24 protein-coding genes are annotated in these 25,468 nt (G+C 71.1%); 3 read left to right on the top strand and 21 right to left on the bottom strand.

The annotated features are described in order from the left end of the window. Window positions 1-5: 5 nt before the first annotated feature. From gatC to mnmA, 8 genes are all read right to left on the bottom strand, one after another. Complete coding sequence (gene gatC, locus GSY65_RS26315) at window positions 6-302, bottom strand: Asp-tRNA(Asn)/Glu-tRNA(Gln) amidotransferase subunit GatC (RefSeq protein WP_018531282.1); 297 nt, start codon at window positions 300-302, stop codon at window positions 6-8. Window positions 303-656: 354 nt separating this feature from the next. After that, complete coding sequence (locus tag GSY65_RS26310) at window positions 657-3,002, bottom strand: putative bifunctional diguanylate cyclase/phosphodiesterase (protein WP_159773291.1); 2,346 nt, start codon at window positions 3,000-3,002, stop codon at window positions 657-659. 228 nt (window positions 3,003-3,230) lie between these two features. After that, complete coding sequence (gene ligA, locus GSY65_RS26305; RefSeq protein ID WP_159773289.1) at window positions 3,231-5,450, bottom strand: NAD-dependent DNA ligase LigA; 2,220 nt, start codon at window positions 5,448-5,450, stop codon at window positions 3,231-3,233. 15 nt (window positions 5,451-5,465) lie between these two features. Continuing rightward, window positions 5,466-6,482: a methionine synthase gene (locus GSY65_RS26300; RefSeq protein WP_159773287.1), complete on the bottom strand. Its 1,017-nt coding sequence runs from the start codon at window positions 6,480-6,482 to the stop codon at window positions 5,466-5,468. A gap of 318 nt (window positions 6,483-6,800) precedes the next feature. After that, entirely contained in the window at window positions 6,801-7,490 is a 690-nt protein-coding gene (locus GSY65_RS26295; protein WP_159773285.1) for an SDR family oxidoreductase, read from the bottom strand. A 47-nt stretch (window positions 7,491-7,537) separates the two neighbouring features. Further along, window positions 7,538-8,077 carry a TIGR00730 family Rossman fold protein gene (locus tag GSY65_RS26290; RefSeq protein WP_159773283.1) on the bottom strand — a complete coding sequence of 180 codons (540 nt, stop codon included), beginning with the start codon at window positions 8,075-8,077 and terminating at the stop codon, window positions 7,538-7,540. Window positions 8,078-8,086: 9 nt separating this feature from the next. Then, window positions 8,087-8,962, bottom strand: coding sequence for a class I SAM-dependent DNA methyltransferase (locus tag GSY65_RS26285; RefSeq protein ID WP_443043253.1), 876 nt, complete (start codon window positions 8,960-8,962; stop codon window positions 8,087-8,089). A gap of 140 nt (window positions 8,963-9,102) precedes the next feature. Beyond that, window positions 9,103-10,233, bottom strand: a complete 1,131-nt coding sequence (gene mnmA, locus GSY65_RS26280; RefSeq protein WP_159773281.1) for a tRNA 2-thiouridine(34) synthase MnmA — start codon at window positions 10,231-10,233, stop codon at window positions 9,103-9,105. Between the two features lie 59 nt (window positions 10,234-10,292). Here mnmA and GSY65_RS26275 point away from each other — a divergent pair, with 59 nt between their 5' ends. Further along, window positions 10,293-11,000 (top strand): N-acetylmuramoyl-L-alanine amidase, encoded by a 708-nt coding sequence (locus tag GSY65_RS26275; RefSeq protein WP_159773279.1) that lies wholly within the window; start codon window positions 10,293-10,295, stop codon window positions 10,998-11,000. A 136-nt stretch (window positions 11,001-11,136) separates the two neighbouring features. On the opposite strand, the gene GSY65_RS26270 is transcribed toward GSY65_RS26275, so the two are convergent. The 3 genes from GSY65_RS26270 to GSY65_RS33385 form a co-directional block, all read right to left on the bottom strand. Then, window positions 11,137-12,300, bottom strand: a complete 1,164-nt coding sequence (locus tag GSY65_RS26270; RefSeq protein WP_159773277.1) for a cysteine desulfurase family protein — start codon at window positions 12,298-12,300, stop codon at window positions 11,137-11,139. Window positions 12,301-12,518: 218 nt separating this feature from the next. Beyond that, window positions 12,519-12,797 (bottom strand): DUF4190 domain-containing protein, encoded by a 279-nt coding sequence (locus GSY65_RS26265; protein WP_159773275.1) that lies wholly within the window; start codon window positions 12,795-12,797, stop codon window positions 12,519-12,521. A gap of 53 nt (window positions 12,798-12,850) precedes the next feature. Further along, window positions 12,851-13,015, bottom strand: a complete 165-nt coding sequence (locus GSY65_RS33385) for a hypothetical protein (protein WP_099970812.1) — start codon at window positions 13,013-13,015, stop codon at window positions 12,851-12,853. 152 nt (window positions 13,016-13,167) lie between these two features. Between GSY65_RS33385 and GSY65_RS26260 the strand changes: the two genes are divergently transcribed. Further along, window positions 13,168-13,794, top strand: a complete 627-nt coding sequence (locus tag GSY65_RS26260; RefSeq protein ID WP_159773273.1) for a TetR family transcriptional regulator — start codon at window positions 13,168-13,170, stop codon at window positions 13,792-13,794. A gap of 8 nt (window positions 13,795-13,802) precedes the next feature. Here the strand turns inward: GSY65_RS26260 and GSY65_RS26255 are convergent, their stop codons facing one another. The 8 genes from GSY65_RS26255 to GSY65_RS26220 all read right to left on the bottom strand — a co-directional run bounded on the left by GSY65_RS26255 (window position 13,803) and on the right by GSY65_RS26220 (window position 22,328). Next, complete coding sequence (locus tag GSY65_RS26255; RefSeq protein ID WP_159773271.1) at window positions 13,803-14,222, bottom strand: hypothetical protein; 420 nt, start codon at window positions 14,220-14,222, stop codon at window positions 13,803-13,805. 216 nt (window positions 14,223-14,438) lie between these two features. Further along, window positions 14,439-15,293 (bottom strand): thioesterase family protein, encoded by an 855-nt coding sequence (locus tag GSY65_RS26250; protein ID WP_159773269.1) that lies wholly within the window; start codon window positions 15,291-15,293, stop codon window positions 14,439-14,441. A 71-nt stretch (window positions 15,294-15,364) separates the two neighbouring features. Further along, window positions 15,365-16,024, bottom strand: a complete 660-nt coding sequence (locus tag GSY65_RS26245; protein WP_107464685.1) for a trimeric intracellular cation channel family protein — start codon at window positions 16,022-16,024, stop codon at window positions 15,365-15,367. 71 nt (window positions 16,025-16,095) lie between these two features. Beyond that, entirely contained in the window at window positions 16,096-17,343 is a 1,248-nt protein-coding gene (locus tag GSY65_RS26240) for an ABC transporter ATP-binding protein (protein ID WP_159773267.1), read from the bottom strand. After that, complete coding sequence (locus tag GSY65_RS26235) at window positions 17,340-18,434, bottom strand: ABC transporter ATP-binding protein (RefSeq protein WP_159773265.1); 1,095 nt, start codon at window positions 18,432-18,434, stop codon at window positions 17,340-17,342. The genes GSY65_RS26240 and GSY65_RS26235 overlap by 4 nt, the downstream gene beginning before the upstream one ends. Next, window positions 18,431-19,438, bottom strand: coding sequence for an ABC transporter permease (locus GSY65_RS26230; protein ID WP_159773263.1), 1,008 nt, complete (start codon window positions 19,436-19,438; stop codon window positions 18,431-18,433). Before GSY65_RS26230 ends, GSY65_RS26235 begins: the two co-directional genes overlap by 4 nt. Before the next feature lie 68 nt (window positions 19,439-19,506). Then, window positions 19,507-21,261, bottom strand: a complete 1,755-nt coding sequence (locus tag GSY65_RS26225) for an ABC transporter substrate-binding protein (protein ID WP_236580061.1) — start codon at window positions 21,259-21,261, stop codon at window positions 19,507-19,509. A gap of 68 nt (window positions 21,262-21,329) precedes the next feature. Then, a complete protein-coding gene (locus GSY65_RS26220) occupies window positions 21,330-22,328 on the bottom strand; it encodes an ABC transporter permease (RefSeq protein ID WP_159773261.1) in 999 nt (332 codons plus the stop codon). A gap of 634 nt (window positions 22,329-22,962) precedes the next feature. On the opposite strand from GSY65_RS26220, the gene GSY65_RS26215 reads away from it, so the two are divergent. Then, entirely contained in the window at window positions 22,963-23,535 is a 573-nt protein-coding gene (locus tag GSY65_RS26215; RefSeq protein WP_159773259.1) for a hypothetical protein, read from the top strand. Window positions 23,536-23,672: 137 nt separating this feature from the next. Here GSY65_RS26215 and GSY65_RS26210 read toward each other — a convergent pair whose 3' ends face one another. Together GSY65_RS26210 and GSY65_RS26205 are read right to left on the bottom strand one after the other, a co-directional pair. After that, a complete protein-coding gene (locus GSY65_RS26210) occupies window positions 23,673-24,461 on the bottom strand; it encodes an enhanced serine sensitivity protein SseB C-terminal domain-containing protein (protein ID WP_159773257.1) in 789 nt (262 codons plus the stop codon). Between the two features lie 179 nt (window positions 24,462-24,640). Beyond that, window positions 24,641-25,417, bottom strand: a complete 777-nt coding sequence (locus GSY65_RS26205; protein WP_159773255.1) for an enhanced serine sensitivity protein SseB — start codon at window positions 25,415-25,417, stop codon at window positions 24,641-24,643. Window positions 25,418-25,468 lie beyond the last annotated feature (51 nt).

The raw sequence follows: 25,468 nt of genomic DNA, 5'->3' as shown, positions 1-25,468 counted from the left end.
CGTGATCAGTCCTCCCCCAGGATCTGCGGCACCTTGAAACGCTGCTGCTCCTGGGCCGGGGCGCCGGAGAGCGCCTGCTCGGGGGTGAGCGACGGACGGACCTCGTCCGCGCGCATGACGTTCGTCAGCGGCAGCGGGTGCGAGGTCGGCGGGACGTCTTGGTCGGCGACCTCGCTGACGCGGGCGACCGCGCCGATGATGTCGTCCAGCTGGCCTGCGAAGTGGTCGAGCTCTTCGGGCTTCAGCTCCAGACGCGCCAGCCGGGCGAGGTGGGCGACCTCCTCGCGCGTGATGCCAGGCATGCAGCGATCCTCTGGGGTGAGTGCGATGTGGTTTGGCGCCAATCCTATGGGGCGGGCCGGTGTGACCGTGCACGGGTTTGCTGCGCGGGCTCGGCCGGGCGCCTACGGGGTGGGGGCACGGATGCGTTGGCGGGTGCGGGTGGTGTGTGGTTTCCCGCGCAGTTCCCCGCGCCCCCGATAAGCGACCGGGGCTGCGCCCCGCGCTTTTCAGCTGGAGGGCGGGTCGCAGGCCCGTTCCCTGTCAGGGGCGCGGGGAACTGCGCGAACGGCCCCCACGGACCCGCACCCGCCGAACGGACAGCGCACCCCCGAGCTGTGAGGCGCCCCGGTCCCTCCCTCGTGCGCGCCCGGTGGCTACTCGTCCGCCGTCGCTGCCGGCAGGGCCGCCGCCGGGCGCTGCCAGCCTCGCGACCCCCGGGCCCGGAGCCACGCCGTGGTCTCGTCCGGCGGCATCGCCGCGGCGACCAGCCACCCCTGGACGGCGTCGCAGCCCAGATCGCGCAACCGCTCCCACGTCTCGTCGTCCTCGACGCCCTCCGCGACGACCAGCAGGCCCAGGGAGTGCGCGAGGTCGACGGTGCAGCGCACGATCTCCGCGTCCTCCGTGTCGACGGCGAGCCGCGCCACGAACGAACGGTCGATCTTCAGCTCGCTCACGGGCAGGCGCCGCAGGTGGACCAGCGAGGAGTACCCGGTCCCGAAGTCGTCGAGCGACATCTTCACCCCGTGCCCGGTCAGCCCGGCCAGGGTGTCCGCGGCCCGCTGCGGGTCCTCCAGTAGCACGTGTTCCGTGATCTCCAGTTGGAGCGCTCCCGCGGGAACTCCGTGCCGGGCCAGCCGCGCGGCGACCGCGCCCGCGAAGCCGGGGGTGTGGACGTCACGGGGCGACACGTTCACGGCGACCGGTACGTGCAGTCCCTGGGCGCGCCAGCGGGCCACCTGTCCGAGGGCCGTCTCCAGGACGTACTCGGTGAGGTGCGGCATCAGCCCGGAGGACTCGGCGATCGCTATGAACTCGTCCGGCGGCACCTTCCCCCGCTCGGGGTGCACCCAGCGCACGAGCGCCTCCAGTCCGGCCACCTGTCCGTCGAAGCGGACCTTCGGCTGGTAGTGCAGTTCGACCTCCTGCGCGTCGAGCGCGCGCCGCAGGTCGCCGAGGAGGCCGAGCCGGTCCGGGGTGTTCGAGTCCCGCTTGGACTCGTAGACCTCGACGCCGGTGCGGTCCCGCTTCGCCTGGTACATCGCCACGTCCGCCCGTCTGAGGAGCCCTTCCGCGTCGAGCGCGTGGTCGGGGAAGACGGCGAGCCCGGCGCTGGCCTCCAGGACGAGGGTGAGCCCGTCGAGGTCGAGCGGGGAGCCGAGCGCGGCGACGAGGTTGCGGGCGACACGGGAGGCGGAGGTCGTCGAGTCGGCGACGGGCAGCAGGACGGCGAACTCGTCGCCGCCGAGCCGTGCGGCCTCCGCCCCGCGCGGCAGCGCGACCCGCAGCCGCTCGGCGATCTGCAGCAGCAGCCGGTCGCCCGCGAGGTGCCCGAGGGTGTCGTTGACGGACCGGAAGCGGTCGAGGTCGATCAGCATCAGGGCGGAGCGCGCGCCGATGCGTTCGGCGTCGTCCAGGGCGGTCCAGGTCCGTTCCAGCAGCCACTGGCGGTTGGGCAGGCCGGTGAGCGGGTCGCGGAGCTGTTCCTCCGCCCGGGCACGCGCGATCCACAGGGTGGAGTCGAGCGCGATGAGCGGGATGGCGAACAGCGGCAGCAGCAGGGGCTGGGCCGCGGCGACGACGCAGATCAGGGGGGCGATGCCGAACAGCGCGACGGCGACGAGGCCCTGCCGGACCAGGGCGGTGCGGGCGACCGTGGGGAGACCGCCGCGCGGTGCCGCCAGATACCACAGCAGGGCGCGGGTGACGGTGAGGTAGGCGACGGCGACGAGCGCCACCTGGGGCGCCGCGTACAGGTTCCAGCTCTCCGGGTCCCAGGGCTGCTCGACCGAGGGGACGCGGCCGAAGAGGCGGAGGATCAGGGCTCCGGCGCCGATGCCGAGGATGTCGACCGCGCCGTGCAGCACGCCCTGGCGCCAGCGGCCCCGGCGGGCGATGCCGACGAGGACGACGACGGTGAGGCTGACCATGCCGGCCGGCAGCCAGCCGTAGAGGATCAGGACGGCGAGGGTGAGGGCGGCGCCGGAACCGGTGCCGCCCCACCAGCGGGCGCGGCCCATGGCGACGAGGTGGCCGACGATGACGCCGGCGAGCAGGGCGAGGGCCCAGCCGACCGCGCCGGACGGGAAGAGCGCGTGCTGGCCGGCGAACGCCCGGTAGAACCCGGCGCCCAGGATCGCGCCGGCGAGGCCCACGACAGCGGCGGGCAGGGCGGGCCAGGACAGTGGGCGTTCGGTGTCGTGGCCGGGCAGGCCGTGGCCACGGCCGTCACCGAGCGTGCCCGTGGCGCGTGGGGCGGTGCCGGTGCCGACGGTGAGCTGCGCCGGGGCGGGGACGAGAAGGCCGGGGCCGGCGGCGACCGCGCGGCCCGGCGACTGCTCCGATCGGGGGTGCGCCGTCGGCTCCCGGTCACCGACGCGCTCTCGGGTTCCCTCGAACGGGCGTCCCCCCATGAGCAGGGAGCGCCCCCATCGCCAGGCCCCGGACACACGGCGCGGACGCAGCCGTGAGCCCGGGGCGACGCTCTCGGTCGGTTCCATTCCCGTCCCTCTCACAGCCGGCGGTGCCCACGCCACGCGGCCCGTCGCTCCCGACAACCCTGGGGCGGCACCGCGTCCGAGAACCCGCCACGCGACCGGGCACGGCAGGCGCACACCTCAACAGTAGGCCGCACAAGGCTTTCACGGGCAACGGTCTACGTCGGTTGCCCGAATGCGACCGGCCACCCATATGCATCTGGTATGCGCCGAACGGGTGGCCTTCAACCCCTACTCCTCGGTCGGAAGCGCCACTTCCGACGCCGCTTCCGGTCCTTGTTCGAGCAGCACCGCGAATCCGTCCTCGTTCAGGACCGGAACCTTGAGCTGCATCGCCTTGTCGTACTTGGACCCCGGGTTGTCGCCGACCACGACGAACGAGGTCTTCTTCGAAACGGAGCCGGTCACTTTCGCTCCCCGGCTCTGCAGGGCCTCCTTCGCGCCGTCGCGCGTGTGGTGTTCGAGGGTGCCGGTGACGACGACGGTGAGCCCTTCGAGGGGGCGGGGTCCCTGCTCCTCGCCGGCGCCCTCGTCCTCCATACGGACGCCTGCGGCCTTCCACTTGCGCAGGATCTCCTGGTGCCACTCCACCGCGAACCACTCCTTCAGGGAAGCGGCGATGATGGCGCCGACGCCCTCGGTGGCGGCGAGCTGCTCCTCGCTCGCCTCCCTGATGGCGTCGATGGAGCGGAACTCGCGCGCGAGCGCCTCGGCGGCCACCGGGCCGACGTGCCGGATCGACAGACCGGTGAGGATGCGGGCGAGCGGCCGGTTCTTGGCGGCCTGGATGTTCTCCAGCATCGCGAGCGCGTTCTTGCGGGGCCCGCCCTCCTTGTTGGCGAAGACCAGGGCCTGCTTCTCCTCGCCGGTCTTCGGGTCCCGCTTGGGCAGACCGCTGTCCTGGTCGAGGACGTACGCCTTGATGGGCAGCAACTGCTCGATGGTGAGGTCGAACAGGTCGCCCTCGTCGAGGAGCGGCGGCTCGGACGGCTCCAGGGGCTTGGTGAGCGCGGCGGCGGCCACGTAGCCGAAGTGCTCGATGTCGAGGCACTTGCGGCCGGCGAGGTAGAAGAGACGCTCACGCAACTGGGCCGGACAACTGCGGGAGTTGAGGCACCGCACGTCGATGTCGCCCTCCTTGGCGGGCGCCAGGGGCTCACCGCACTCCGGGCACTCGGTGGGCATCACGAACGGGCGGGTCTCGTTCTCGTCGCGCAGCGACACGACCGGCCCGAGGATCTCGGGGATGACGTCACCGGCCTTGCGGATGACGACCGTGTCGCCGATGAGGACGTTCTTGGCCTTCACGACCTCCTGGTTGTGCAGGGTCGCGAACTCGACCTCCGAACCGGCCACGGTGACGGGCTCGACCTGTGCGTACGGGGTGACCCGGCCGGTACGGCCGACACCCACCTTGATGTCGATGAGCTTGGTGTTGACCTCCTCCGGCGCGTACTTGTACGCGATCGCCCAGCGGGGTGCGCGGGCCGTGGATCCGAGACGTCCCTGGAGCCGGATCTCGTCGAGCTTGACGACCACGCCGTCGATCTCGTGCGCCACGGAGTGGCGGTGCTCGCCGTAGTGGGCGATGAACTCCCGTACGCCGTCGAGGTCGTCGACCACCCTGTTGTGCTCGGCGGTGGGCAGGCCCCATGACTTGAGGAGGTCGTACGCCTCGGAGAGGCGGGTGAAGCCGCCGTCGAAACCCTCCAGGGCGCCGATGCCGTGGACGACCATGTGCAGCGGCAGGGTGGCGGTGACCTTGGGATCCTTCTGGCGCAGTGAACCCGAGGCGGAGTTACGGGGGTTGGCGTACGGCTTCTCGCCGGCCGCCACCCGGCGTTCGTTGAGGCCCTGGAAGGCCTCCATCGGGAAGTAGACCTCGCCCCGGATCTCGACGAGCCGGGGGACGCGGTCGCCCTTCAGCCGGTGCGGGATCTCGGCGATGGTCATGACGTTGGGCGTGATGTCCTCGCCGGTCCGCCCGGTACCCCGGGTGGCGGCCCGGGTGAGCCTGCCGTCCTCGTACGTGAGGTTGACCGCGAGGCCGTCGATCTTGAGCTCGCACAGCAGGTGGTAGTCGGAGGTGCCGACGTCCTTGGCGACGCGCTCGGCCCAGGCGGCGAGGCCCTCGTCGTCGAAGACGTTGTCGAGGGAGAGCATGCGCTCGCGGTGCTCCACCTCGGCGAGGTCGGTCTCGTACTCGACGGCCACCTTCTGCGTCGGCGAGTCCGGCGTGCGCAGCTCGCTGTACTCGTCCTCCAACGCCTCCAGCGTGCGCAGGAGTTCGTCGAACTCCGCGTCGCTGACGATGGGGTCGTCCTTCACGTAGTACCGGAAGCGGTGCTCCTCGATCTGTTCGGCGAGCCGCGCGTGCTTCTCGCGGGCCTCGGCGGGCACCGCTGCCTCGGCGGGTACCGATGTGGGCTGTGCGTCCTTGTCGCCGGCCACCGTGTTGTCCTCCCATTACTCTGGGTTGTCCGCGAGGGATCTCGCCGCCTGGACGCAATGGGCCAGCGCCCGGCGCGCGTACGCCGGGGAGACCCCGGCGAGGCCGCACGACGGAGTGACCGTGACGGCGTCCGCGAGAAGCCCCGGATGCAGCCCCAGCCTGCGCCACAACGTCCTGACCCCCATGACGCTACCGGCAGGGTCCGACAATGGGCCCTCCGTGGTGGGCACGACACCGGCCAGCAGTCTGGTGCCGCCCTCCACGGCTTCCCCGATCGCGTCGTCGTCACGCTCGGTGAGCAGCGCGAAGTCGAAGGAGACGGCGGCGGCGCCGGCCCTGCGGAGGAGCGCGAACGGCACGTCGGGGGCGCAGGAGTGCACGACGACCGCCCCGGGGTCGGTGTGGACGCCGATGACGTCACGGAGGGTGGCCTCGATGTGCTGGCGGTCCACGGCGCGGTGGGTGCGGTAGCCGCTGGCGGTCTTCACCTGGCCGCGCAGGACGGCGATCAGGGAGGGTTCGTCGAGCTGGAGGACGACGCGGGCGCCGGGGACGCGGCGCCGTACCTCCGCGAGGTGCAGACGCAGGCCCTCGGCGAGCGAGCCGGCGAGGTCCCGGCAGGCACCGGGGTCGGAGAGCGCCGCCTCGCCGTTCTTCAGCTCCAGCGCGGCGGCGAGGGTCCACGGGCCGACGGCCTGCACCTTGAGCGGGCCTTCGTAGCCCTGTGTGAACTCCTCCAGCGCGTCCAGGTCCTCGCCGAGCCAGGAGACCGCGCGGCGGGTGTCCCGGCCGGGCCGGTCGCCGAGCCGCCAGCCGCTGGGCTCCACGCGCGCGTACAGCTCGACCAGCAGGCCGGCGGTGCGTCCGATCATGTCGGCGCCGGGGCCGCGGGCGGGGAGTTCCGGCAGGTACGGCATGCCCGTGTCCGGCCACTCGAAGGTGCCGGTGACGGTCTTGGCGGCCTCTCTGGCGTCGCCGCCGGGCATGGAGCCGATGCCGGTGGCGGGGCCGAAGTCGAAGAGTTCGTTCACACGTCGAAGCGTAGGTGTTCGGGGGCCGGGGTTTTCCGGGGGCTGCCGTCCCCGGACCCCCGCGGTGGTCCGGGGGCTGGTTCGGCTGTGTGGGTTCGTGCGGGTGGGTGGGGGCTTGTCGCGCAGTTCCCCGCGCCCCTGAAGCTTGGGCCCGCGGCCCGGCCTTCGGCTGAGGAGCACGGGGCGCAGCCCCGGTCGCTTCTCAGGGGCGCGGAGCGGTGACACATGCGGCTCCGCCGCGTGGGCGCGAACAACCCCCACCCACCCGCACAGCCAACGCACCCCCGGCCCCGAGCCACGGGGCGTCCCGCAGCGGCCTCAGCGACCGGGCCGGACCGTCAGGTCGTTGACCTCGGCGTCCCGGGGGAGGTCCAGGGCCATGAGGATCGTCGTGGCGACGGACTCGGGGGCGATCCACCGGGAGGGGTCGTACTCCTTGCCCTCCTGCTGGTGGACCTTCGCCTGCATGGGGCTGGCCGTGCGGCCGGGGTAGACCGTGGTGACGCGGACCCCGTTGCCGTGCTCCTCGTGGCGGAGGGAGTCGGCGAGGGCCTTCAGGCCGTGCTTGGAGGCGGCGTAGGCGGCCCAGTCGGCGTAGGCGTGCAGTCCCGAGCCGGAGTTGACGAACACGACGTGGCCGCGGGCGGCGCGCAGTTGGGGCAGGAAGTGCCGGGTCAGTTCGGCGGGGGCGATGAGGTTGACGTTGAGCTGGTGGCGCCAGGTCTTGGGGGTGAGGTCGCCGACCCGGCCGAGGTCGATCACCCCGGCGATGTGCAGCAGGGAGTCCACGCGGTCGGGCAGGGTCTGGTGGGAGAACGCCCAGGAGAGCTTGTCCGGGTCCGCGAGATCGCCGACCAGGGTCTTCGCCCCGGGGAACCGCGACGCCAGTTCCTTCGCGCGACCGGCGTCGCGCGCGTGCAGCACGAGGTCGTCGCCGCGCTCGTGCAGACGGCGGGCCACGGCCTCGCCGATGCCGGAACCCGCTCCGGTGATCACATGAGTAGCCATGCGGTCATGCTCGCATCACCCCGGGGCGGCCCGGGTCCGCGCCCCGTTCACTCCATGCCCTGGCACTCCTCCAGGTACGCCATCGCCCCCACCGGCTCCTGCGCGAAGAAGACCAGCTCGGTGAGGGGGCGGGGCAGGAAGCCCTCGCTCTCCATGCGGTGGAACTGCTCCTTGAGGCCGTCGTAGAAGCCCGCCGTGTTGAGGAGCACCACGGGCTTGTCGGTGTGGCCGTGCTTCTTCAGTTCCAGGATCTCGGTCGCCTCGTCGAGCGTGCCGGTCCCACCGACCATGATCACGACCGCGTCGGCCTTCTCCAGGAGGATGCGCTTGCGTTCGGCGAGGTCGCGGGCGACGACCATCTCGTCGGTGCCGGTCCGGGCCTTGGCCGCCAGGAACTGAACGGAGACGCCGAGGAGCCGGCCGCCCGCCTCCTGCACACCGTCCGCGACCACCTTCATCAGCCCGACGTCCGAGCCGCCCCACACGAGGGTGTGGCCGCCCTTGCCGATGAGTTCGGCGAACTCCCGCGCGGGGCGGGTGTAGCGGTCGTCGAGGTCGGCGGCGGAGAGGAAGACGCAGATGTTCATGGGTCCACGTTAGGACGTGCCCCCGGTGTCCGGGTCCGGTGCGTCAGCGGTCGCCGGGGCACGGGTCAGGCGGATCTTCGACTGGCGGTGCGGGAGCTCCTCCCAGTCGTCCATGAAGCGGGCGGTCAGGCCGTACTGCGCGGCGAGTTCCACCAGGGTGTCGGTGCGGTAGTAGAAGTCCTCGTGCAGCACCTGGTGCTCCTTGCCCTCGGTGCGGCCGTAGGTGAAGTCGAAGAAGCCGCCGGGGGCGAGGAGGCGGCCGACGTGGGCGAAGCACTGTTCGATGACGTGCGCCGGTGAGTGCGAGAACACGCTGTGCGCGTGCACGACGTCGAAGTGGGCCTCGGGCAGGAACTCGAAGGTCAGGTCGGCGACGAGCACGAGGTAGGGCAGTTTCGACTGCAGCCCCTGCCGGACGAGGGTGCGCTGGGCCTCCAGGAGGATCGCCGGGGAGATGTCGATGCCGTAGTAGTTCCCGGCGTCCAGGTGGTCGATGAACAGACGTCCGGCGCGCAGGTTCCCGCAGCCGATCTCCAGCATGCGGTGCCGGGGTTCCAGGCCGTGCCGCAGGAGGTAGTCGAACTGCATCCGGCCCACTCGCTCCCACTTCTCGACCGAGGGGTTGTGCCCGACGGCGGCCTCGGGGCTGCGGGCGGTGTCGGCGGCCATCACGGCCCGGTAGTACGCGATGTGGTCGCGGTGCTTGAGCCGAAGCCAGGTGTCACGTGCCACCCGGCGGGCGTGCGCCGGCACGCGCTCGGGGTGGCGCAGGGCGTAGCGGACCCGGTGGGTGAGGCTGCGGCGGTTCCTCGACGCGTCGGCCGGGTCCGACGGATCCGCCGTCGGCTTCCCGGACGGCCTTCCGGCCGGGTCTGTGGCTGTCACGACGACCTCCTGGGCCTCCTGCGGCCCCTGGGCCGTGTCTGAGGGAGCACTCACCAGCAGCCTGCGCCGTCCTCGGGCGGATGGCTACTCGGAGGGAGGCGTTCGGGACGGGGAGCCGCGATGGCCGGGGCGCGCGCCCCTCAGACGGCGCCCGCCCTCGCGCGCGTGGTAGACGCGATCGTCGCCGAGCCGACCACACGCGTGCCGTCGTAGAGGACGATCGCCTGGCCGGGGGCGACGCCGCGGACGGGCTCGGTGAAGCGGACGTGGAGGTCGCCGTCGACCAGCTCGGCGGTCACCTCGGTCTCGCCGCCGTGGGCGCGGAGCTGGGCGGTGTAGGTGCCGGGGCCGGTGGGCGCGGCGCCGCACCAGCGGGGCCTGATCGCCGTGAGGCCGTCGACGTCGAGGGCCGCGGCGGGGCCGACGGTGACGGTGTTGTCCACCGGGGAGATGTCGAGGACGTAGCGCGGCTTGCCGTCGGGCGCCGGGGTGCCGATGCGCAGGCCCTTGCGCTGGCCGATGGTGTAGCCGTACGCGCCCTCGTGGGTGCCGAGGACGGTGCCGGACTCGTCGACGATGTCGCCCTCCGCCTTGCCGAGGCGGCTCGCGAGGAAGCCCTGGGTGTCGCCGTCGGCGATGAAGCAGATGTCGTGCGAGTCGGGCTTCTTGGCGACCGACAGGCCCCGGCGCTCGGCCTCCGCGCGGATCTCGTCCTTGGTCGTCACGGTGTCGCCCAGCGGGAACAGGGCGTGGGCGAGCTGCCTCTCGTCGAGCACGCCGAGGACGTACGACTGGTCCTTGGCCATGTCGGAGGCGCGGTGCAGCTCGCGTGTGCCGTCGTCGTGGACGATCACCTTGGCGTAGTGGCCGGTGCAGACGGCGTCGAAGCCGAGGGCGAGCGCCTTGTCGAGGAGGGCCGCGAACTTGATCTTCTCGTTGCAGCGCAGGCAGGGGTTGGGGGTGCGGCCGGCCTCGTACTCGGCGATGAAGTCCTCGACGACGTCCTCACGGAAGCGGTCGGCGAGGTCCCAGACGTAGAACGGGATGCCGATGACGTCGGCGGCGCGGCGGGCGTCGCGGGAGTCCTCGATGGTGCAGCAGCCCCGGGCGCCCGTGCGGAACGACTGCGGGTTCGCGGAGAGCGCCAGGTGGACGCCCGTCACGTCGTGCCCGGCTTCCGCGGCGCGGGCGGCGGCCACGGCGGAGTCGACCCCGCCGGACATGGCGGCGAGGACACGGAGGGGGCGGGGGCGCTGCGAGGTGTCAGTCATAACCCCTCCAGGGTACGGGGCGCCGGGAACCGGAGCCCGCGCGTATCCGTTGACGGCTCGTGGGCACCAGAAGGGCGTCCGGGGACGGTGCTTCCCGGAGCAGGGGCAAGGACGGGGACCGGCGCGTGGGCCGCCGGGCCCTGCTGATCGGCACGGCCGTGGCCGCCGTGGGTACGGCCGTCGTGGCACGCGACGAGCTGACGCGCGCGTGGTGGCGGGTGCCGGGCGTCACCAAGCCGCGCAAGGAGGGTGAGGTCGACTACGCGGGCGCGAGGTGGGTGGCGGCCTCGGACGCGAACTGGCGGCTGGCGGACCGGCCGGACGACTTCGGCATAGACATGGTGGTCATCCATGTCACCCAGGGCAGCTTCGCCAGCGCGGTGCGGGTCTTCCAGGATCCGAAGCACGGGGCGGCGTCGCACTACATCGTCCGCAAGGACGGCCATGTCACCCAGATGATCCGCGAGCTGGACGTGGCGTACCACGCGGGCAACCGCGACTACAACGAGCGCAGCGTGGGCATCGAGCACGAGGGCTTCGTCGACCGCCCGCAGGACTTCACGGACGAGATGTACGAGGCGTCCGCCCGTCTCACGGCCCGGATCTGCGCGCGCTACGACATCCCGCTCGACCGCGAGCACATCATCGGCCATGTCGAGGTGCCGGGCACCGACCACACCGACCCGGGCGAGCACTGGGACTGGGACCGCTACATGAAGCTGGTGCGCGCCGCGGCGGCGAAGGGTTCGGGCGCGGCGACGACCTGAGCCGTCCGGGCGGGCGGCGGCGGGCAGTCGGCGCGCCCGGCGGACTCCCGGAGCAGGCCGTGGGCGGCGTCGTGGGGCCGCGGGCCGGGCCCGGCCGGACATCCACCGCGCCTCCCGGCGGCGGGCGGCGCGGGCCTCAGGTCAGGCCCGCGGTGCGGGCGCGTTCGACCGCGGGGCCGATCGCCTTGGCGACCGCTTCGACGTCGGCCTCCGTGGAGGTGTGGCCGAGGGAGAAGCGGAGGGTGCCGCGGGCGAGGTCCGGGTCGGCTCCGGTGGCGAGGAGGACATGGCTGGGCTGGGCGACGCCGGCGGTGCAGGCCGAACCGGTGGAGCACTCGATGCCCTGGGCGTCGAGGAGCAGCAGCAGGGAGTCGCCCTCGCAGCCGGGGAAGGTGAAGTGCGCGTTGGCGGGCAGCCGGTCCACCGGGTCACCGCCGAGGAGCGCGTCCGGTACGGCCGTGCGGATCGCGTCGACCAGACCGTCGCGCAGGGCACCGATCTCGCGGGCGAACCACTGCTGTTGCTCGGCGGCGAGACGGCCGGCGACGGCGAAGGACGCGATGGCGGGGACGTCGAGGGTGCCGGAGCGCACGTGGCGTTCCTGGCCGCCGCCGTGCAGTACCGGCACGGGGCTGTACTCGCGGCCCAGGAGGAGCGCGCCGATGCCGTAGGGGCCGCCGATCTTGTGGCCGGAGACGGTCATGGCGGCGAGGCCGGAGTCCGCGAAGCCGACGGGTACCTGGCCGAAGGCCTGGACGGCGTCGGCGTGCAGCGGGACACCGAACTCGGCGGCGACGTCGGCGAGTTCACGGACCGGCATGAGGGTGCCGATCTCGTTGTTGGCCCACATCACGGTGGCGAGCGCCACGTCGTCGGGGTCGCGGGCGATGGCCTCGCGCAGAGCCTCGGGGTGGACGCGGCCGTAGGTGTCGACGGGGAGGTACTCGACAGTGGCGCCCTCGTGCTCGCCGAGCCAGTGGACGGCGTCGAGCACGGCGTGGTGTTCGACGGGGCTCGCGAGGACCCGGGTGCGGGCCGGGTCGGCGTCGCGGCGGGACCAGTACAGCCCCTTCACGGCGAGGTTGTCGGCCTCGGTACCGCCGGAGGTGAACACGACCTCGCTGGGGCGGGCTCCGAGGGCCTCCGCGAGGGTCTCGCGGGCCTCCTCGACGGTACGGCGGGCTCTGCGGCCGGATGCGTGCAGCGAGGAGGCGTTGCCGGTGACGCTCAGCTGGGCGGTCAGCGCCTCCGCCGCCTCCGGGAGCATCGGGGTCGTCGCCGCGTGGTCGAGGTAAGCCATGGTGTGCCCGATTCTACGGGGGCGCCGGGCGCCGGCCTCGGCCGCTACGGCGGTGGGGGCGCCCCCCGGCCATGACGGCGACCACGGCGACGGTGGCGCGGCGGTAAGGGTGCGGGGTGTCCTCCCGTCCGGCCGGTCCTGTGCGGTGCGCGCGGTCCGGGCCGGTGCGGTGCGCAAGCTCCCGCCTGTGCGGTGCGCGAGCTCGCGGCCGGTGCAGCTCAGAAGCTCCAGGAGACCGTGTTCGTCGTCTGGGTCAGAACGGCCAGGATCACCAGGTCGGCCACGCCCAGACCGAGGCCGAGGAACGCCCGGCCCCGCCTCGTGGTGCCCCGCTTCAGGGCGAGGGCGGCCAGCACGATGGCGATCGGGCCGAGGAAGAGGTTGAGCACGAGGAGGCCGAGAAGCCCGAGGACGAAGGACGCGACGGCCATGCCGTCGGCGTCACGGCCCCGGTGGCGGGCGGCGGGGCGGGTGTGCGGTGCTGCGGTCAGCTGCATGGTGCGGTCAGCTCCCTGGGGGTGGACGGGGTCCGACGGATGTCCGGAACAGGTCAGTTGGTGGTCCGGCCACGGCGGGCGTGGCGCTCGCGGTAGGCGAAGACCGCCAGCCAGGCGCCGATGACGGCGGCGGCGGCCAGGGAGACGGAGAGCGGAACGTGGGCCACGGTGCCCAGGACGATCCCCAGCAGCAGGAGCGCGGCGACGAGGAACAACATGGCGTGAGCGCCTCTCGTTTCGGGTCGGTCTCAGGTCGGCGGTTCGTCGGGGCGTTTCGGTGAACGGTTGTAGTTACACTTGTTCACTGACTTTGAAGTCTAACGCGTGACTCGGCTTTGCAATGACAGAGAACAGTTGTTAACTGCATGGCATGAGTCACACGTTCGGCGTCCGGCAGGCGCAGAAGCAGCGGACCCGGCAGGCGCTCATGGACGCCGCGCTCGCCCTGCTGGAGGAACAGAGCCTCAGCAGCCTGGGCCTTCGCGAGGTCACCCGGGCCGTGGGGGTGGCGCCGACCGCGTTCTACCGGCACTTCCGTTCGACCGCGGACCTCGGTGTCGCGCTGGTCGAGGAGGCGCTGGGGAGCCTGCACCCCGTCCTCGGGGATCTGATGTCGGCGGTCGGCGACAATGACGAACTGATCCAGCGCGCCGTCGAGCTGATCGCCCGCCATGTGGACGCGTACCCCGCTCACGTCCGCTTCATCGCGCGCGAGCGGCACGGCGGCGTCCAGTCGGTGCGGGAGGCGATCCAGGGCCAACTGGCCCGGTTCACCGAGGAGGTCCGCACCGAACTGGGAAAGCGGCCCGAGACCGCCGGCTGGAGCGACGACGACCGGTCGATGCTCGCCGGTCTGTACGTCGACCAGATGCTGGCGACGGCCTCCCTGTTCCTGGAGGCCCACGACGGTCCCGAGGCGGAGCGCGACCGCGTGACGCGCCTCGCGGGCAGCCGGATGCGGCTGATCAGCATCGGCTGCCGCCACTGGCTCGACTGAGCGGCGGGTCAGTCGTCCTCGGACGCCGTCGCCGACGCCTCCTGGCCCGGCGCCCCGCTCGGCCCCTGTGCGCCGACCCCGCCCGGCTGTCCGCCGCCGGGACCGCCGCAGCCGCCACCCCCGCCGGGGCCACCTCCCTGGCCGCCACCACCGGGCGCCCCGGACAGGGCACCGGAGGGCACGCCCGACGGGGCCCCCGAGGGAGCCTGCCCGTTCGCGGACGGCGCACCGGAAGGAGCACCGGACGGCGCTCCGGAGGGGGCGTCGGAAGGAACGCCGGAGGGGGCTCCCGACGGGGCCTGGCAGTTCTGCTGCCCGGAGGTGCCGCTGTTCGGGGTGGACGAGGAGTCACCGGAACCGCACGCCCCCAGGAAGAGGGGGGCGACCGCCAGCAGGGCGGCGGCGGGGACGAGACGCGCACGCTTCATGGGAACCAGCTCCAGGAGAGACGAGGGTGCGGGGCGCGGGCATCGAACCAACGCGCCTTGGGCCTCTCCTGGGTGAGCGCTGTGCCCGCCCTGTGCGGGTGGCAAAGCACACCCCAACACCCGTGCCCGACCTGCACGTTCACCCCTCGGGCGGGTACGGCGGCCGGTACAGGGCCGTGACAGAGCGGGCGGCCCCGGGGGCGGGCCGGGGCCCGCTCAGCCCGCGAGCCGGGCGCGGGCCAGTTGCCGCGACTGGGCGACCAGGCGGTCGGCGCTGTCCCAGACCTCGGCGTCCTCCTCCAGGAAACCGCCGGCGAGGTTGCGGGTGGTGATGGAGACCCGCAGCGGTCCGGGCGCCGGCCGGCACCGGACGTGCACGGTCAGCTCGACCGTCGGGACCCAGCCGGAGATGCCCAGCTCGAAGGCGGTCGGCGGCAGCGCGTCCACCGCGAGGAGCAGCGAGAGGGGGTCGGGGTCCCGGCCGTCGGCGAGTCCGAACCAGGCGCGCATCTCGCCGTTCCCCGACGGTGCGCCGAGGGCCCAGCCGAGGGTCGACGGGTCCAGCTTGAGGAACAGCCGGTCGGCGATGGCGGAGCTGCCGGGCACCGGGGCGGGGGCGTCCTGGGGGCCGAAGCACTGCTCGATCGGCGGCATCGCGGGCGGTTTCGCCGTCGTACGGACGTCGTCGGGGAGGGAGCCGAGGTCGCCGTAGGAGGCGAGGACGCGGATCCGCTCGGTCTCGCGGCCCTCCTCGTCGTACTGGAAGAGGGACGCCTGGCCGGTCGACAGGGTCCGGCCGGTGCGGACGACGTCCGTGCGGATGACGGCGGGGCCCGGCTGGGAGGCGGTCAGGTAGTACGCGGAGACCGTGAACGGGTCGGCGTGCGGGAGGGTGTCCGCGAGGGCGCGGCCCAGCACGGCCAGGAGGTAGCCGCCGTTGACGGCGCTGATGATCGTCCAGCCGGCGGAGAGGTCCACGTCGTAGACGCCGGGTTCCCGCCGGGTGACCGCGGTGTCCCGGTCGAACTCGCTGTCGCCGACGGTGGCCTGTACGGAAGCTGCTTCGGGCATGGATGAACCGTACAACACTGCATTACTAAGCGGTAGCTTTTACGAAAGGCGCGGATGGCCCCGCCCGGTGCTCAGCCCTCCTCCACCGCGGCCGAGCGCCGGTTCCAGGCCCGCGGCGCCCGCCAGTGGTACCGCATCGCCAGCAGCCTCAGCGCGAAGGCGACAGCCGCCGCGAAGGCCGAGGTGAAGGGGTTGAGCGCGTCGTACCGGATACAGAGGACGACCAGGCAGGCGCCCACCATCGCGGGCACCGCGTACAGGTCGCGGTCCCAGCGCAGCAGGGAGGGCACCTCGTTGGCGAGCACGTCCCGCAGCACACCGCCGCCGACGGCCGTGGCGAGGCCGAGGGCCGCCGAGGCCGTGAGCCCCAGCCCGTACTCGTACGCCTTCGTCGTGCCGGTCACGCAGAACAGGCCGAGACCGGCCGCGTCGAAGACGTTCACGCCGTTCTGGATGCGCTCGACCTCCGGATGGAGGAAGAACACCAGCAGGGCGGCGAACAGCGGGGTGATGAAGTAGCCGAGGTCGGTGAAGGCGGCCGGCGGCACGGCTCCGATGACCAGGTCCCGGAAGAGGCCGCCGCCGAGCGCGGTGACCTCGGCGAGGACGGCGATGCCGAAGACGTCGAAGTTCTTGCGCACGGCCAGCAGCGCGCCGGAGATCGCGAAGACGAAGATGCCGATCAGATCGAGCGCGTGCTGGACGGACGGCGTGAACAGTTGCTGGAGCACCCTCACATTGTGACGCAACAACGAGCCCCCGCCTTTCATTGCAAGGCAGGGGCTCGCTCTGGTCTTACTTGTTACTTGTCGCCGGTCTCCTTGGCGACCTCGGTCTCCTTGGCGACCTCGGCGACCTCGGTTTCCCCGGTACCCGCGGTCCCCGTGGTGTCCGCGGCCGCGGCCTCCGCCGCCGCGACCGCCGCGGACGTCTCCGCCGACTGGGCCAGCACCTCGTCCGGCACCAGCTCGCCGGCCTCCTTGGCGGCGGCCAGCAGGACGACGTCCTGGGGCTGCTGGTCCTCGAAGTTCTCCGGGTGGTGGCAGGCGACCCGCTGGCCCGGCTTCAGCTCGGCCAGCGGCGGCTCGGTGGTCCGGCAGACCTCCGTGGCCTTCCAGCACCGGGTGTGGAAGCGGCAGCCGCTCGGCGGCGCGATCGGCGAGGGGACGTCGCCCTTGAGGAGGATGCGCTCGCTCTTGGCGCCGCGCCGCCTCGGGTCCGGGATCGGCACCGCCGACAGCAGGGCCTTGGTGTACGGGTGCATCGGCGCCTCGTACAGCGCGTCCCGGTCGGCGAGCTCGACGATCTTGCCGAGGTACATCACCGCGATGCGGTCCGAGACGTGGCGGACGACGGAGAGGTCGTGCGCGATGATCACGTACGTCAGGCCCAGCTCGTCCTGGAGGTCGTCCATGAGGTTGACGACCTGCGCCTGGATGGACACGTCCAGCGCGGAGACCGGCTCGTCGGCCACGACCATGCGGGGCTTGAGGGCGAGCGCGCGGGCGATGCCGATGCGCTGGCGCTGACCGCCGGAGAACTCGTGCGGGTAGCGGTTGTAGTGCTCGGGGCTGAGACCCACCAGCTCCAGGAGGCGCTGGACCTCCTTCTTCACACCGCCCTCGGGCTCGACGCCCTGGAGCTTGAACGGCGCCGAGACGATCGTGCCGATGGTGTGCCGGGGGTTCAGCGAGCCGTACGGGTCCTGGAAGATCATCTGCACGTCGCGGCGCAGCGGACGCATGCCCGCCGTGCTGAGGTGCGTGATGTCCTGGCCGTCGAACTCGATGCGCCCGCCGGAGGGCTCCAGGAGCCGGGTGATGAGCCGGCCCATGGTCGACTTGCCGCAGCCGGACTCGCCGACGACTCCGAGGGTCTCGCCCCGGCGCACCTCGAAGTCGATGCCGTCGACGGCCTTGACCGCCCCGACCTGCCGCTGGAGCAGGCCCTTCTTGAGGGGGAAGTGCTTGACCAGGCCCTCGACCTTGAGCAGCGGCTTCTCTTCGGCGCGCGGGGCCGGCACGGCGGCCCGGGTCTCAGTCTCGCTCACAGCTTCGGCGCAATCTCTTCGTTCCAGATCCGCGTGCGGTCCTCCTGCGACAGGTGGCAGGCGGTGAAGTGCCTGCCGCCGACCTCACGCAGTTCGGGGCGCTCGGTGCGGGTGACGTTGTCCTTGGGGACGTCCGCGTAGGGGCAGCGCGGGTTGAAGGCGCAGCCCGAGGGGACATTGATGAGGCTGGGCGGCTGGCCCTTGACCGGGATGAGGCGGTCGGTCTGCTCGCGGTCGATACGGGGCATCGAGCCGAGCAGGCCCCAGGTGTAGGGATGCTGCGGCTGGTAGAAGATGTCGTCGACCGGTCCGCGCTCCACGCAGCGGCCGCCGTACATCACGAGGATGTCGTCGGCGATCTCGGCGACCACGCCGAGATCGTGCGTGATGATGATGACCGCGGAGCCGAACTCCTTCTGCAGGTCGCGGATGAGGTCCAGGATCTGCGCCTGGACGGTCACGTCCAGGGCGGTGGTCGGCTCGTCGGCGATCAGCAGTTCGGGGTTGTTGACCAGGGCCATGGCGATCATGGCGCGCTGGCGCATACCGCCGGAGAACTCGTGCGGGTAGCTGTTGACCCGCTTGTCCGGCTCCGGGATGCCGACGCGGTCGAGGAGTTCGACGGCGCGCCTGCGGGCGGTCTTCTTGTCGACGTCGTTGTGGACGCGGTACGCCTCCACGATCTGGCTGCCGACCGTGTAGTACGGGTGCATCGCCGACAGCGGGTCCTGGAAGATCATCGCCATCTCGCGGCCGCGCAGCCGGCGGACCTCGTCGGGTGAGGCGGAGACCAGTTCCTTGCCGTCGAGCCAGATCTCGCCGGACATCCGCACGTTCTTGCCGCGCGCCCCGAGCCGGTGCAGCCCCATGATGGCCAGCGAGGTCACCGACTTGCCGGAGCCGGACTCGCCCACGATGCCGAGGGTGTTGCCCTTCTCCAACTGGAAGGAGAGGCCGTCGACGGACTTGACCAGGCCGTCGTCGGTCGGGAAGTGGACCTTGAGGTCACGCACCTCGAGGAACGCGTCGGGGGCGGCCCCGCTGCGTACGGGCTCGCCGACGGCGGCCCCGGTCTTGGACAGTTCGGTCACGAGAGCCTCACCCGCGGGTCGATCGTGGCGTACAGCAGGTCCACCACAAGGTTCATGAAGACGACGAAGAACGCCGCGAGCAGGGTCACCCCGAGGATCGGGGGCAGGTCGTTGGCGGTGATCGACTGGACCGCGTACTCGCCGATGCCGTGCAGGGAGAACACGGTCTCGGTGATGACGGCACCGCCGAGCAGCAGGCCGATGTCCATGCCGAAGACCGTCACCAGCGGGGTCAGCGCGGCCCGCAGACCGTGCCGGACGACCACCTTGCGCTCACGCAGGCCCTTGGCCCGCGCGGTGCGGATGAAGTCCTCGTTCATCGTCTCCAGCATGCCCGAGCGGGTGAGCCGGGCGTAGATGGCGGAGTAGAGGAGGGCCAGCGAACACCAGGGGAGGAAGAGGGTGTTGGCCCACTGCGAGGGGTTCTCCGTGAAGGGGACGTACGTCCTGCCGAAGATCTCCAGCTTGTAGCTGAACAGCAGCAGCGCCAGCTGACCGGTGAAGAACATGGGCAGGGACACGCCCGCGAGCGCCACGCCCATGGCGGAGCGGTCGAACAGCGAGCCCGGCTTGAGCGCGGAGATCACACCGGCGGCGATACCGCCCAGCAGCCACAGCACGGCGGCGCCGACGGCCAGCGACAGGGTGATGGGCAGCCGCTCGGTCAGCTGGGGCCAGACCTCCAGGTGGTCCTTGAAGGAGTAGCCGAAGCAGGGGGCGTTGCACTGGACCGTGGTGGGACCGAGGTCGTAGGTGGCGCCGGAGACGATCCCCTTGATGAACTCCCAGTACTGGACGTACACCGGCTGGTCCAGGCCGAGGTTCGCCTTGACGGCGGCGATGTCCGCGGGCGTGGGGTTCTTGCCGATGTACTGCTGCGCCAGCTGGTCGGCGGTCTGCCCTGCGAGCTTCGGCAGGATGAAGAAGATGCCGAAGGTGACCGCGGTGACGACGAGCAGCAGGATCACCGCTGCGATCGTCCGGCGGATGATGTACGAGATCACGAGGACCGGCGCCGGCGCCCGCGGGTGACGAACCCGCGGGCGCCAATGCCTTCACCTGCCTTCCGGGGCTACTGCTTGGTCGTACCGATGTTGAGGTAGTCGTACTGACCGCTGAAGGCGGACGACGACACCACGTTGGTGGCGTACGGCGAGCGGTACAGCAGGACCTTGAAGTAGGTCAGCGGCACGATGGCGGCCTGCTCCATGACCTTCTTGTCGACCTGGGTGTACGCGGCGGTGCGGGCGGCCTCGTCGGTGTTGCCGATCGCGTCGTCGAGCAGCTTGTTGATCTCGGGGTCGTTCAGCTCCGACAGGTTGGTGTTGCCGGACTGGCCGATGGCCTTGCCGTGCACGATCTGCTGCAGGAAGCCGTAGCCGGTCGGCCAGTCGGAGCCCCACTGCATCATGATCAGGCCGATGTTCTGCTTCTTGTTGAACTTCGGCACGCCCGCGTAGTCGGAGAAGTACTTGCCCGACGGGAACTGCTTGATCTCGGCGTCGATGCCGATCTTCTTCAGCGCGCCGACGATCGCGGTGGCCGCGTCGACCTCGCCCTGGCGGTCGGTACGGGCGGAGATGGCGGTCTTGAAGCCCTTCTCCTGGCCGCAGGCCTTCAGGTGCTCCTTGGCCTTGGCCTCGTCGCCCTTGTTGCCCTCGGTGGCGTAGAGGTCGTACTTCTCGTAGCCCGGGATGTCGGTCGGCAGGACGGTGGAGGCGATGTCACCGCGGATCGGGCCGCCCATGGCGGTCTGCACGGCGACCTTGTTGATCGCGTACTGCACGGCCTTGCGGCACTCGACGTTGTCGAACGGCTTCAGCTCGGTGTTGATCGCCGTGTAGATGAGGCGGCCGCCGAGGGCGTTGTCCGTGTTGGCGAGCTTGTCCTTGTCGTTGACGAGCTCCGCCTGGGTCTGGGCGTCGACACCCGTGCCCTGGATGTCGATCATCGTGTCGCCGGCCATCACGTCCTTGTCGATGGTGGCCTTGTTGACCTTCAGGTTCACGACGATCTTGTCCGGGTACTGCTTGCGCAGCGGGTCCGTCTTCGCGTCCCACTCGGGGTTGCGGGTCAGGACGATCTGCTTGCCCTCGTCGTACTTCTCGAACTTGTACGAGCCGGTCGACACGACCTTCTTGGTGTAGTCGACGCCCGTGTCCTTGGCGCGCGGCACCGGGGCGGTCTGGGGCTGGCTCGCCAGGAAGTCGAAGTCGGCGAAGGGCTTGTTGAGCTTGAAGACGATGGTGTTGTCGTCCGGCGTCTCGATGGACGCGATGCCCTTCTCGCTCTTGTCCTTGTACGGGCCCTTGTACTTGTCCCCGCCCTCCAGCAGCTGCTGGAAGTAGTTGGGGCCGGAGGAGAGCACGTCACGGGCGAAGTTGGAGCGCTCGACCGCGTACTTGACGTCCTTCGAGGTGACGACCGTGCCGTCCTCGAACTTCACGCCCTGGCGGATCTTGTACGTCCAGGTCTTGCCGCCGTCGCTGGGCACGCCCGCGGCCTCGGCGAGGTCCGGGACGAGCTCGTTGCCCTTCTCGCCGGGGCCGGGCTTGAAGGTCATCAGCGGACGCGCGTAGAGGCGGCTGAAGTTGAACCCGTACGCGTAGTACATGTTGCCCGGGTCGAGGGACTCGGGTGCGTCGGAGCTCGCGTAGGTGACCGTGCCACCCTTCTTGGTGGACGCGTTCACGACGCCCTTGGTCGCGGCGTTGGCGCCCGCGGCCTTGGTGCCGTCGTCCGGGCTGTCATCGGCCTTGCTGCAGGCCGACAGGAGCAAGCCGGCACTGCTGACGGCCGCGATCGCGGCCATTGCTGACCTTCGCATGATGGTCTGTTTCCCCTTCGTAGTTGGGCAGTTGAGCAGGACGCGACGGGTGCCCGCGACCGCAGACGTCAGCGGCTGCGGGGGTCGAGGGCGTCCCGGAGGCCGTCACCGAGGAGGTTGAAGGCCAGCACCGTGATGAAGATCGCGAGGCCGGGAACGATCATGTACTGCGGGTCGACCTGGAAGAAGTCGACCGCGTCGTTGAGCATGCCGCCCCAGGAGGCCTGCGGCGGGCGGATACCGACACCGAGGAAGCTCAGGGAAGCCTCGAAGATGATGTTGGTCGGGATCAGCAGCGTCGAGTAGACGATGATCGGCGCGACGAGGTTCGGCAGCAGCTCCCGGAACAGGATGTACGGCCCGGCGGCCCCCATCCCGCGGGAGGCGTCGATGAACTCCCGTTCCCGCAGGGCCATGGTCTGGGCGCGCACGATGCGTCCCATGTAAGGCCAGTTGAAGAACCCGATCACGAAGATGAGCACCGAGATGTGCAGGGGAAGCCCTTCGAGGCCGAAGGCCCCGCCCTGCAGCGTGGCGGAGATGGCGATGGCGAACAGAAGCAGCGGGAACGCCAGGAAGGTGTCCATCAGCCGGCTGATGATCGAGTCGACCCGGCCGCCGTAGTAGCCGGCGAGGAGGCCGAGCACGGTGCCGATGGCGTTGGAGAGGAGGGTCGCACCGAAGGCGACGACCAGGGAGACCCAGGAGCCCTCCAGGATGCGCGCGAGGATGTCGCGGCCGAACTTCGGCTCCACACCGAGCGGGTGGTCCCAGCTCATGCCGCCGAAGTCACCCTTCGGCAGGGAGGTGTTGGGGTCGATCAGGTCCTGGTTGAAGGCGTTGGGGTCGAGTCCGAGCAGCGACTGCAGCGGCCGGGAGAGGGCCGCGATCAGGATCAGCAGGACCACCACGACACCGCCGGCCACCGCCACCCTGTCGCGCTTGAAGCGGGTCCAGGCGATCTGGCCGAGTGAACGGCCCTCGATCTTCTTGGCCTCGACACCATCCAGCACGGCCTCGGGCTGTGCCTCGGCCTGCGATCCGGTCGTCTCCATGGGTGCGGTCATCGTCCCTCGTGCTTGCCCGTGCCGGTGGTTGCCGACTGTGCTTGGCGGCCGCCCGGGTCTGCGGTGCGGTCCGTTGCCACTACTGCCGTCGTTCTCTCACGTCGTTCCTGCCCATGCCCCGGTGTCGACGTCGCTGTCTCGCCGGGCCGTTCGGGGAGAGGTGTGTACGGCGCTGAACACCGCCGCATGAACAGCACGTTCGGCCGACCCCCCACCGCTCTGGGGGAGTCTTCAACGGTGGCGCGATCAGGCACCAGACCCGGCGGCGAATGTATGCGTAACCGTGATGTGGCCAGCAGGGTTCCGGAATCCGAACACCGCATGCGGGTGAGCGGCACCGGGCGGGCTGTTACAAGTGACCCAGGTCACAGAAGGAGGACGCCATGCCCGAATCACCCCAACCACCCCCTTCGGGTACGCGGCAATTCGGGCGAAGAACACATGCCGTCGGCCTCTCGCCCGGTCATTCCGCGGGTATTTGAGGTTCGCCTGAGCATTGTTTCGTAACAGAGTCCCCTGCCCGTTGCGAGCCGTCTCGACGGCCCACTAACTTCTTTCCCGCCGGGGCAGTCAGACCCACTCCCCCGGGCACGGGAATGAATGGACAGGGTCAACGGGGAAAACGGGGATACAAATGAATCTGCGCAACAGGCGTGCTCTTTCCGCGACGTTCGCGACGACCGCGCTCGTCACCGGTGCGTTCACGGCCCTGCCGGCCACGGCGAGCGCCGCCGACCAGGCCCCCATGCGCTGCGAGGGCTACACCTACTCCAAGGTGATCAAGCTCGGCAAGCCGTGGTACGCCTCCCGCGGACCGGTCGTCAGCAAGCGCAACAGCAGCTCCAGCAAGTCCACCCTGGTCTACTCGATCAAGACCACCAAGACCCGCACGACGACCTGGGGCGGCGAGGCCAGCGCCAGCGTGGGCTGGGGCATCGCCCAGGTCGAGGCCAAGACCAAGTACGAGGTGGCCAAGTCCGTCGCCAAGGGCCGCACCGTCACCAACCGCATGACGGTCGACCCGGGGAAGCGGGGCTACACCCAGCCGATGGTCGAGTACCAGAAGTTCCAGGTCGAGCGCTGGCGCGAACTCGGCAACTGCAAGCACGACCGGATCGAGATCGTCGGAATTCTGAAGGGAATCACTTCTTCCCTGCACTTCGCGGAATGCCAGACACGAAAGGCCTCCTGCACACCGAAGCCGTAATTCCAGGCCGGTTCCGAAAAGGAGGAAATGAGCCGCGTTCACCGGCACGGGGGCAGGTGAGCGCATGAGGGAGCCCCCGGCTCCGGGAAGGTTCGTCGTCGAACCGGACCGGAGCCGGGGGCTTTCGCCGTGCCGGGTCAGTAGCCGCCCGGGTAGCCGTACCCCCCGGCGGCCGGCGCCTGGGCGGGGGCGCCGTGTGCCTCGCGGTCGTAGAAGGGGCGGGCGGCGGCCCGCAGCCACATCGCGACCGGGTCGTACTCGTCGGACATGGCGACCGTGGAGACGGGCAGCCCGTCCGGGACGGCACCGACGGACTGCTGCATCATCGCGCGCACCGAGTCGACGGCGGGCGGCGAGGTGTCGTACACGTCGAGGCCGATCGCCAGGTAGGGCGCGCCGAGCGCGGGCTGCACCCAGGCCCGGCGCAGCGAGCGCACGGCCGGGGTGCGGTGGGCGTTCTGCGTGAGCAGGGCGTAGAACTGCGGGATCTCGATGGCCGGTTCGGACAGCCGCAGCGGACCCGCGGGCTGCCGCTCCAGGCCCGTGGCGATCCGGCGCAGGTCCAGCCAGGGAATCCCGACGCCGCCGCCCTGGGCGTGCGGGTTGAGCCAGAGCCCGTAGTGGTCGGGGTAGAGCGTGCGGGCCACGTCGAGGCCGTCGACGACCTCGTAACTGCGGCTCCAGCCACTGGCGGAGAGCTCCTGGGCGGAGGTGACGCAGGGCGCGTAGTTGAACCCGCCCACCTCCATGTTCCCGTACTGGGCGTCCGGGGAGCCGGCCTGGCCGTGCCACAGCAGCATCCAGACCTGGCCGGTGGCGGGGGTCGCGAGGGCACGCAGCAACGCCTCGTAGGCGTCGTAACGCCCCGGCGTCACCTGGCGCAGCATGTGCTCGACCTGTCCGGTCGCCGTGCCGCTCGCGCTCACGTCAGCCGCCCTTCGGTTTGGAGCTGGTGGTGTCGGACCCTGGTATGTGGAGAACCAGCTTAGGTGGTGTGCGGGTCGAGCCGGTCAGGGCTCGGGGCTTGCCGTGCGTCGCGGACCCCGCTGTCGTCGTGGCTGGTCGCGCCCGGTCGGGGCCTGGTGTCACCGGCCGGGGTCCGGTGTCAGTAGCCCTGCTGGTAGAAGGGGCGGGCCTTCTCGCGGAGCCAGTCGCCCACCGGGTCCTGGGCCACGTCGAGGAAGACCAGGTTGACCGGCCAGGCCACCGGTTGCCTGCCGAGGGCGCGGCCGAGGGCGTCCAACGGGAGGGTGCGGTCGGCCTCCCAGGAGACCAGGTCCACGCCGATGAACATCACGGGGTCGGCGGTCTCGATCGCGGCGAGGCAGCGGCGGGCGGTGAGGACGACACCGGTCGCGGCGAACTCGACGGAGGCCGCGGCGAGGAAGTCCACCGGGTCGTCCTGCCAGTCCGGTTCGAACAGGCGGACCCGGGCGCCGGTCACCGACCCGTCCAGCGAGGTCCGGGCGGCCCGGCACAGCTCGGCCACGGCGGGCGGCGGCAGCGGGATGCCCACGACACCGTCCGGGTTGAGGGCGAGGCCGACCTGCGGGGGCAGTCCGCGGGCGAACTCGACGGCCGGGGCGATCGTGTACGACATGTGGTTGCCGACGACCTGGCGGAACTGCTCCTCGGAGCTGAACACCGGCACGTACGCCTGGCCGCCCAGCTCCATCGTCGGCAGGTCCAGCTCGCGGCTGTGCGCTCCTCCGCCCTCGGGCAGCGGCACCCACACGAAGCTGCGGGCCAGCACCTCCACGATGCGCGGGCCGGCACCCGGCACCCCGAGGGAGGCGGAAAGCACCTCCTCCAGCTCGTTGCCGGGCCATCCGCCGTGTCCGTGGGGGTGTGCCTGTGCCGGGAAGTCCGCCGGGAAGTCCATCTGCCGCCTACCGCTTTACTCCGTGATGCTGTTGTCCCTGCACCTTAATGC

It is taken from the genome of Streptomyces sp. HM190, from assembly GCF_009857135.1.
Classification (GTDB): domain Bacteria; phylum Actinomycetota; class Actinomycetes; order Streptomycetales; family Streptomycetaceae; genus Streptomyces; species Streptomyces heilongjiangensis.
This window is presented reverse-complemented; position numbering and strand designations above follow the sequence as displayed.

Excerpts from the sequence above, each read along its gene's own strand:
- gatC (WP_018531282.1), bottom strand. The coding sequence starts at position 302 with ATGCCTGGCATCACGCGCGAGGAGGTCGCCCACCTCGCCCGGCTGGCG.
- GSY65_RS26310 (WP_159773291.1), bottom strand. The coding sequence starts at position 3,002 with ATGGAACCGACCGAGAGCGTCGCCCCGGGCTCACGGCTGCGTCCGCGC.
- GSY65_RS26295 (WP_159773285.1), bottom strand. The coding sequence starts at position 7,490 with ATGGCTACTCATGTGATCACCGGAGCGGGTTCCGGCATCGGCGAGGCC.
- GSY65_RS26290 (WP_159773283.1), bottom strand. The coding sequence starts at position 8,077 with ATGAACATCTGCGTCTTCCTCTCCGCCGCCGACCTCGACGACCGCTAC.
- mnmA (WP_159773281.1), bottom strand. The coding sequence starts at position 10,233 with ATGACTGACACCTCGCAGCGCCCCCGCCCCCTCCGTGTCCTCGCCGCC.
- GSY65_RS26270 (WP_159773277.1), bottom strand. The coding sequence starts at position 12,300 with ATGGCTTACCTCGACCACGCGGCGACGACCCCGATGCTCCCGGAGGCG.
- GSY65_RS26265 (WP_159773275.1), bottom strand. The coding sequence starts at position 12,797 with ATGCAGCTGACCGCAGCACCGCACACCCGCCCCGCCGCCCGCCACCGG.
- GSY65_RS33385 (WP_099970812.1), bottom strand. The coding sequence starts at position 13,015 with ATGTTGTTCCTCGTCGCCGCGCTCCTGCTGCTGGGGATCGTCCTGGGC.
- GSY65_RS26260 (WP_159773273.1), top strand. The coding sequence starts at position 13,168 with ATGAGTCACACGTTCGGCGTCCGGCAGGCGCAGAAGCAGCGGACCCGG.
- GSY65_RS26255 (WP_159773271.1), bottom strand. The coding sequence starts at position 14,222 with ATGAAGCGTGCGCGTCTCGTCCCCGCCGCCGCCCTGCTGGCGGTCGCC.
- GSY65_RS26250 (WP_159773269.1), bottom strand. The coding sequence starts at position 15,293 with ATGCCCGAAGCAGCTTCCGTACAGGCCACCGTCGGCGACAGCGAGTTC.
- GSY65_RS26225 (WP_236580061.1), bottom strand. The coding sequence starts at position 21,261 with ATGCGAAGGTCAGCAATGGCCGCGATCGCGGCCGTCAGCAGTGCCGGC.
- GSY65_RS26220 (WP_159773261.1), bottom strand. The coding sequence starts at position 22,328 with ATGACCGCACCCATGGAGACGACCGGATCGCAGGCCGAGGCACAGCCC.
- GSY65_RS26215 (WP_159773259.1), top strand. The coding sequence starts at position 22,963 with ATGAATCTGCGCAACAGGCGTGCTCTTTCCGCGACGTTCGCGACGACC.
- GSY65_RS26205 (WP_159773255.1), bottom strand. The coding sequence starts at position 25,417 with ATGGACTTCCCGGCGGACTTCCCGGCACAGGCACACCCCCACGGACAC.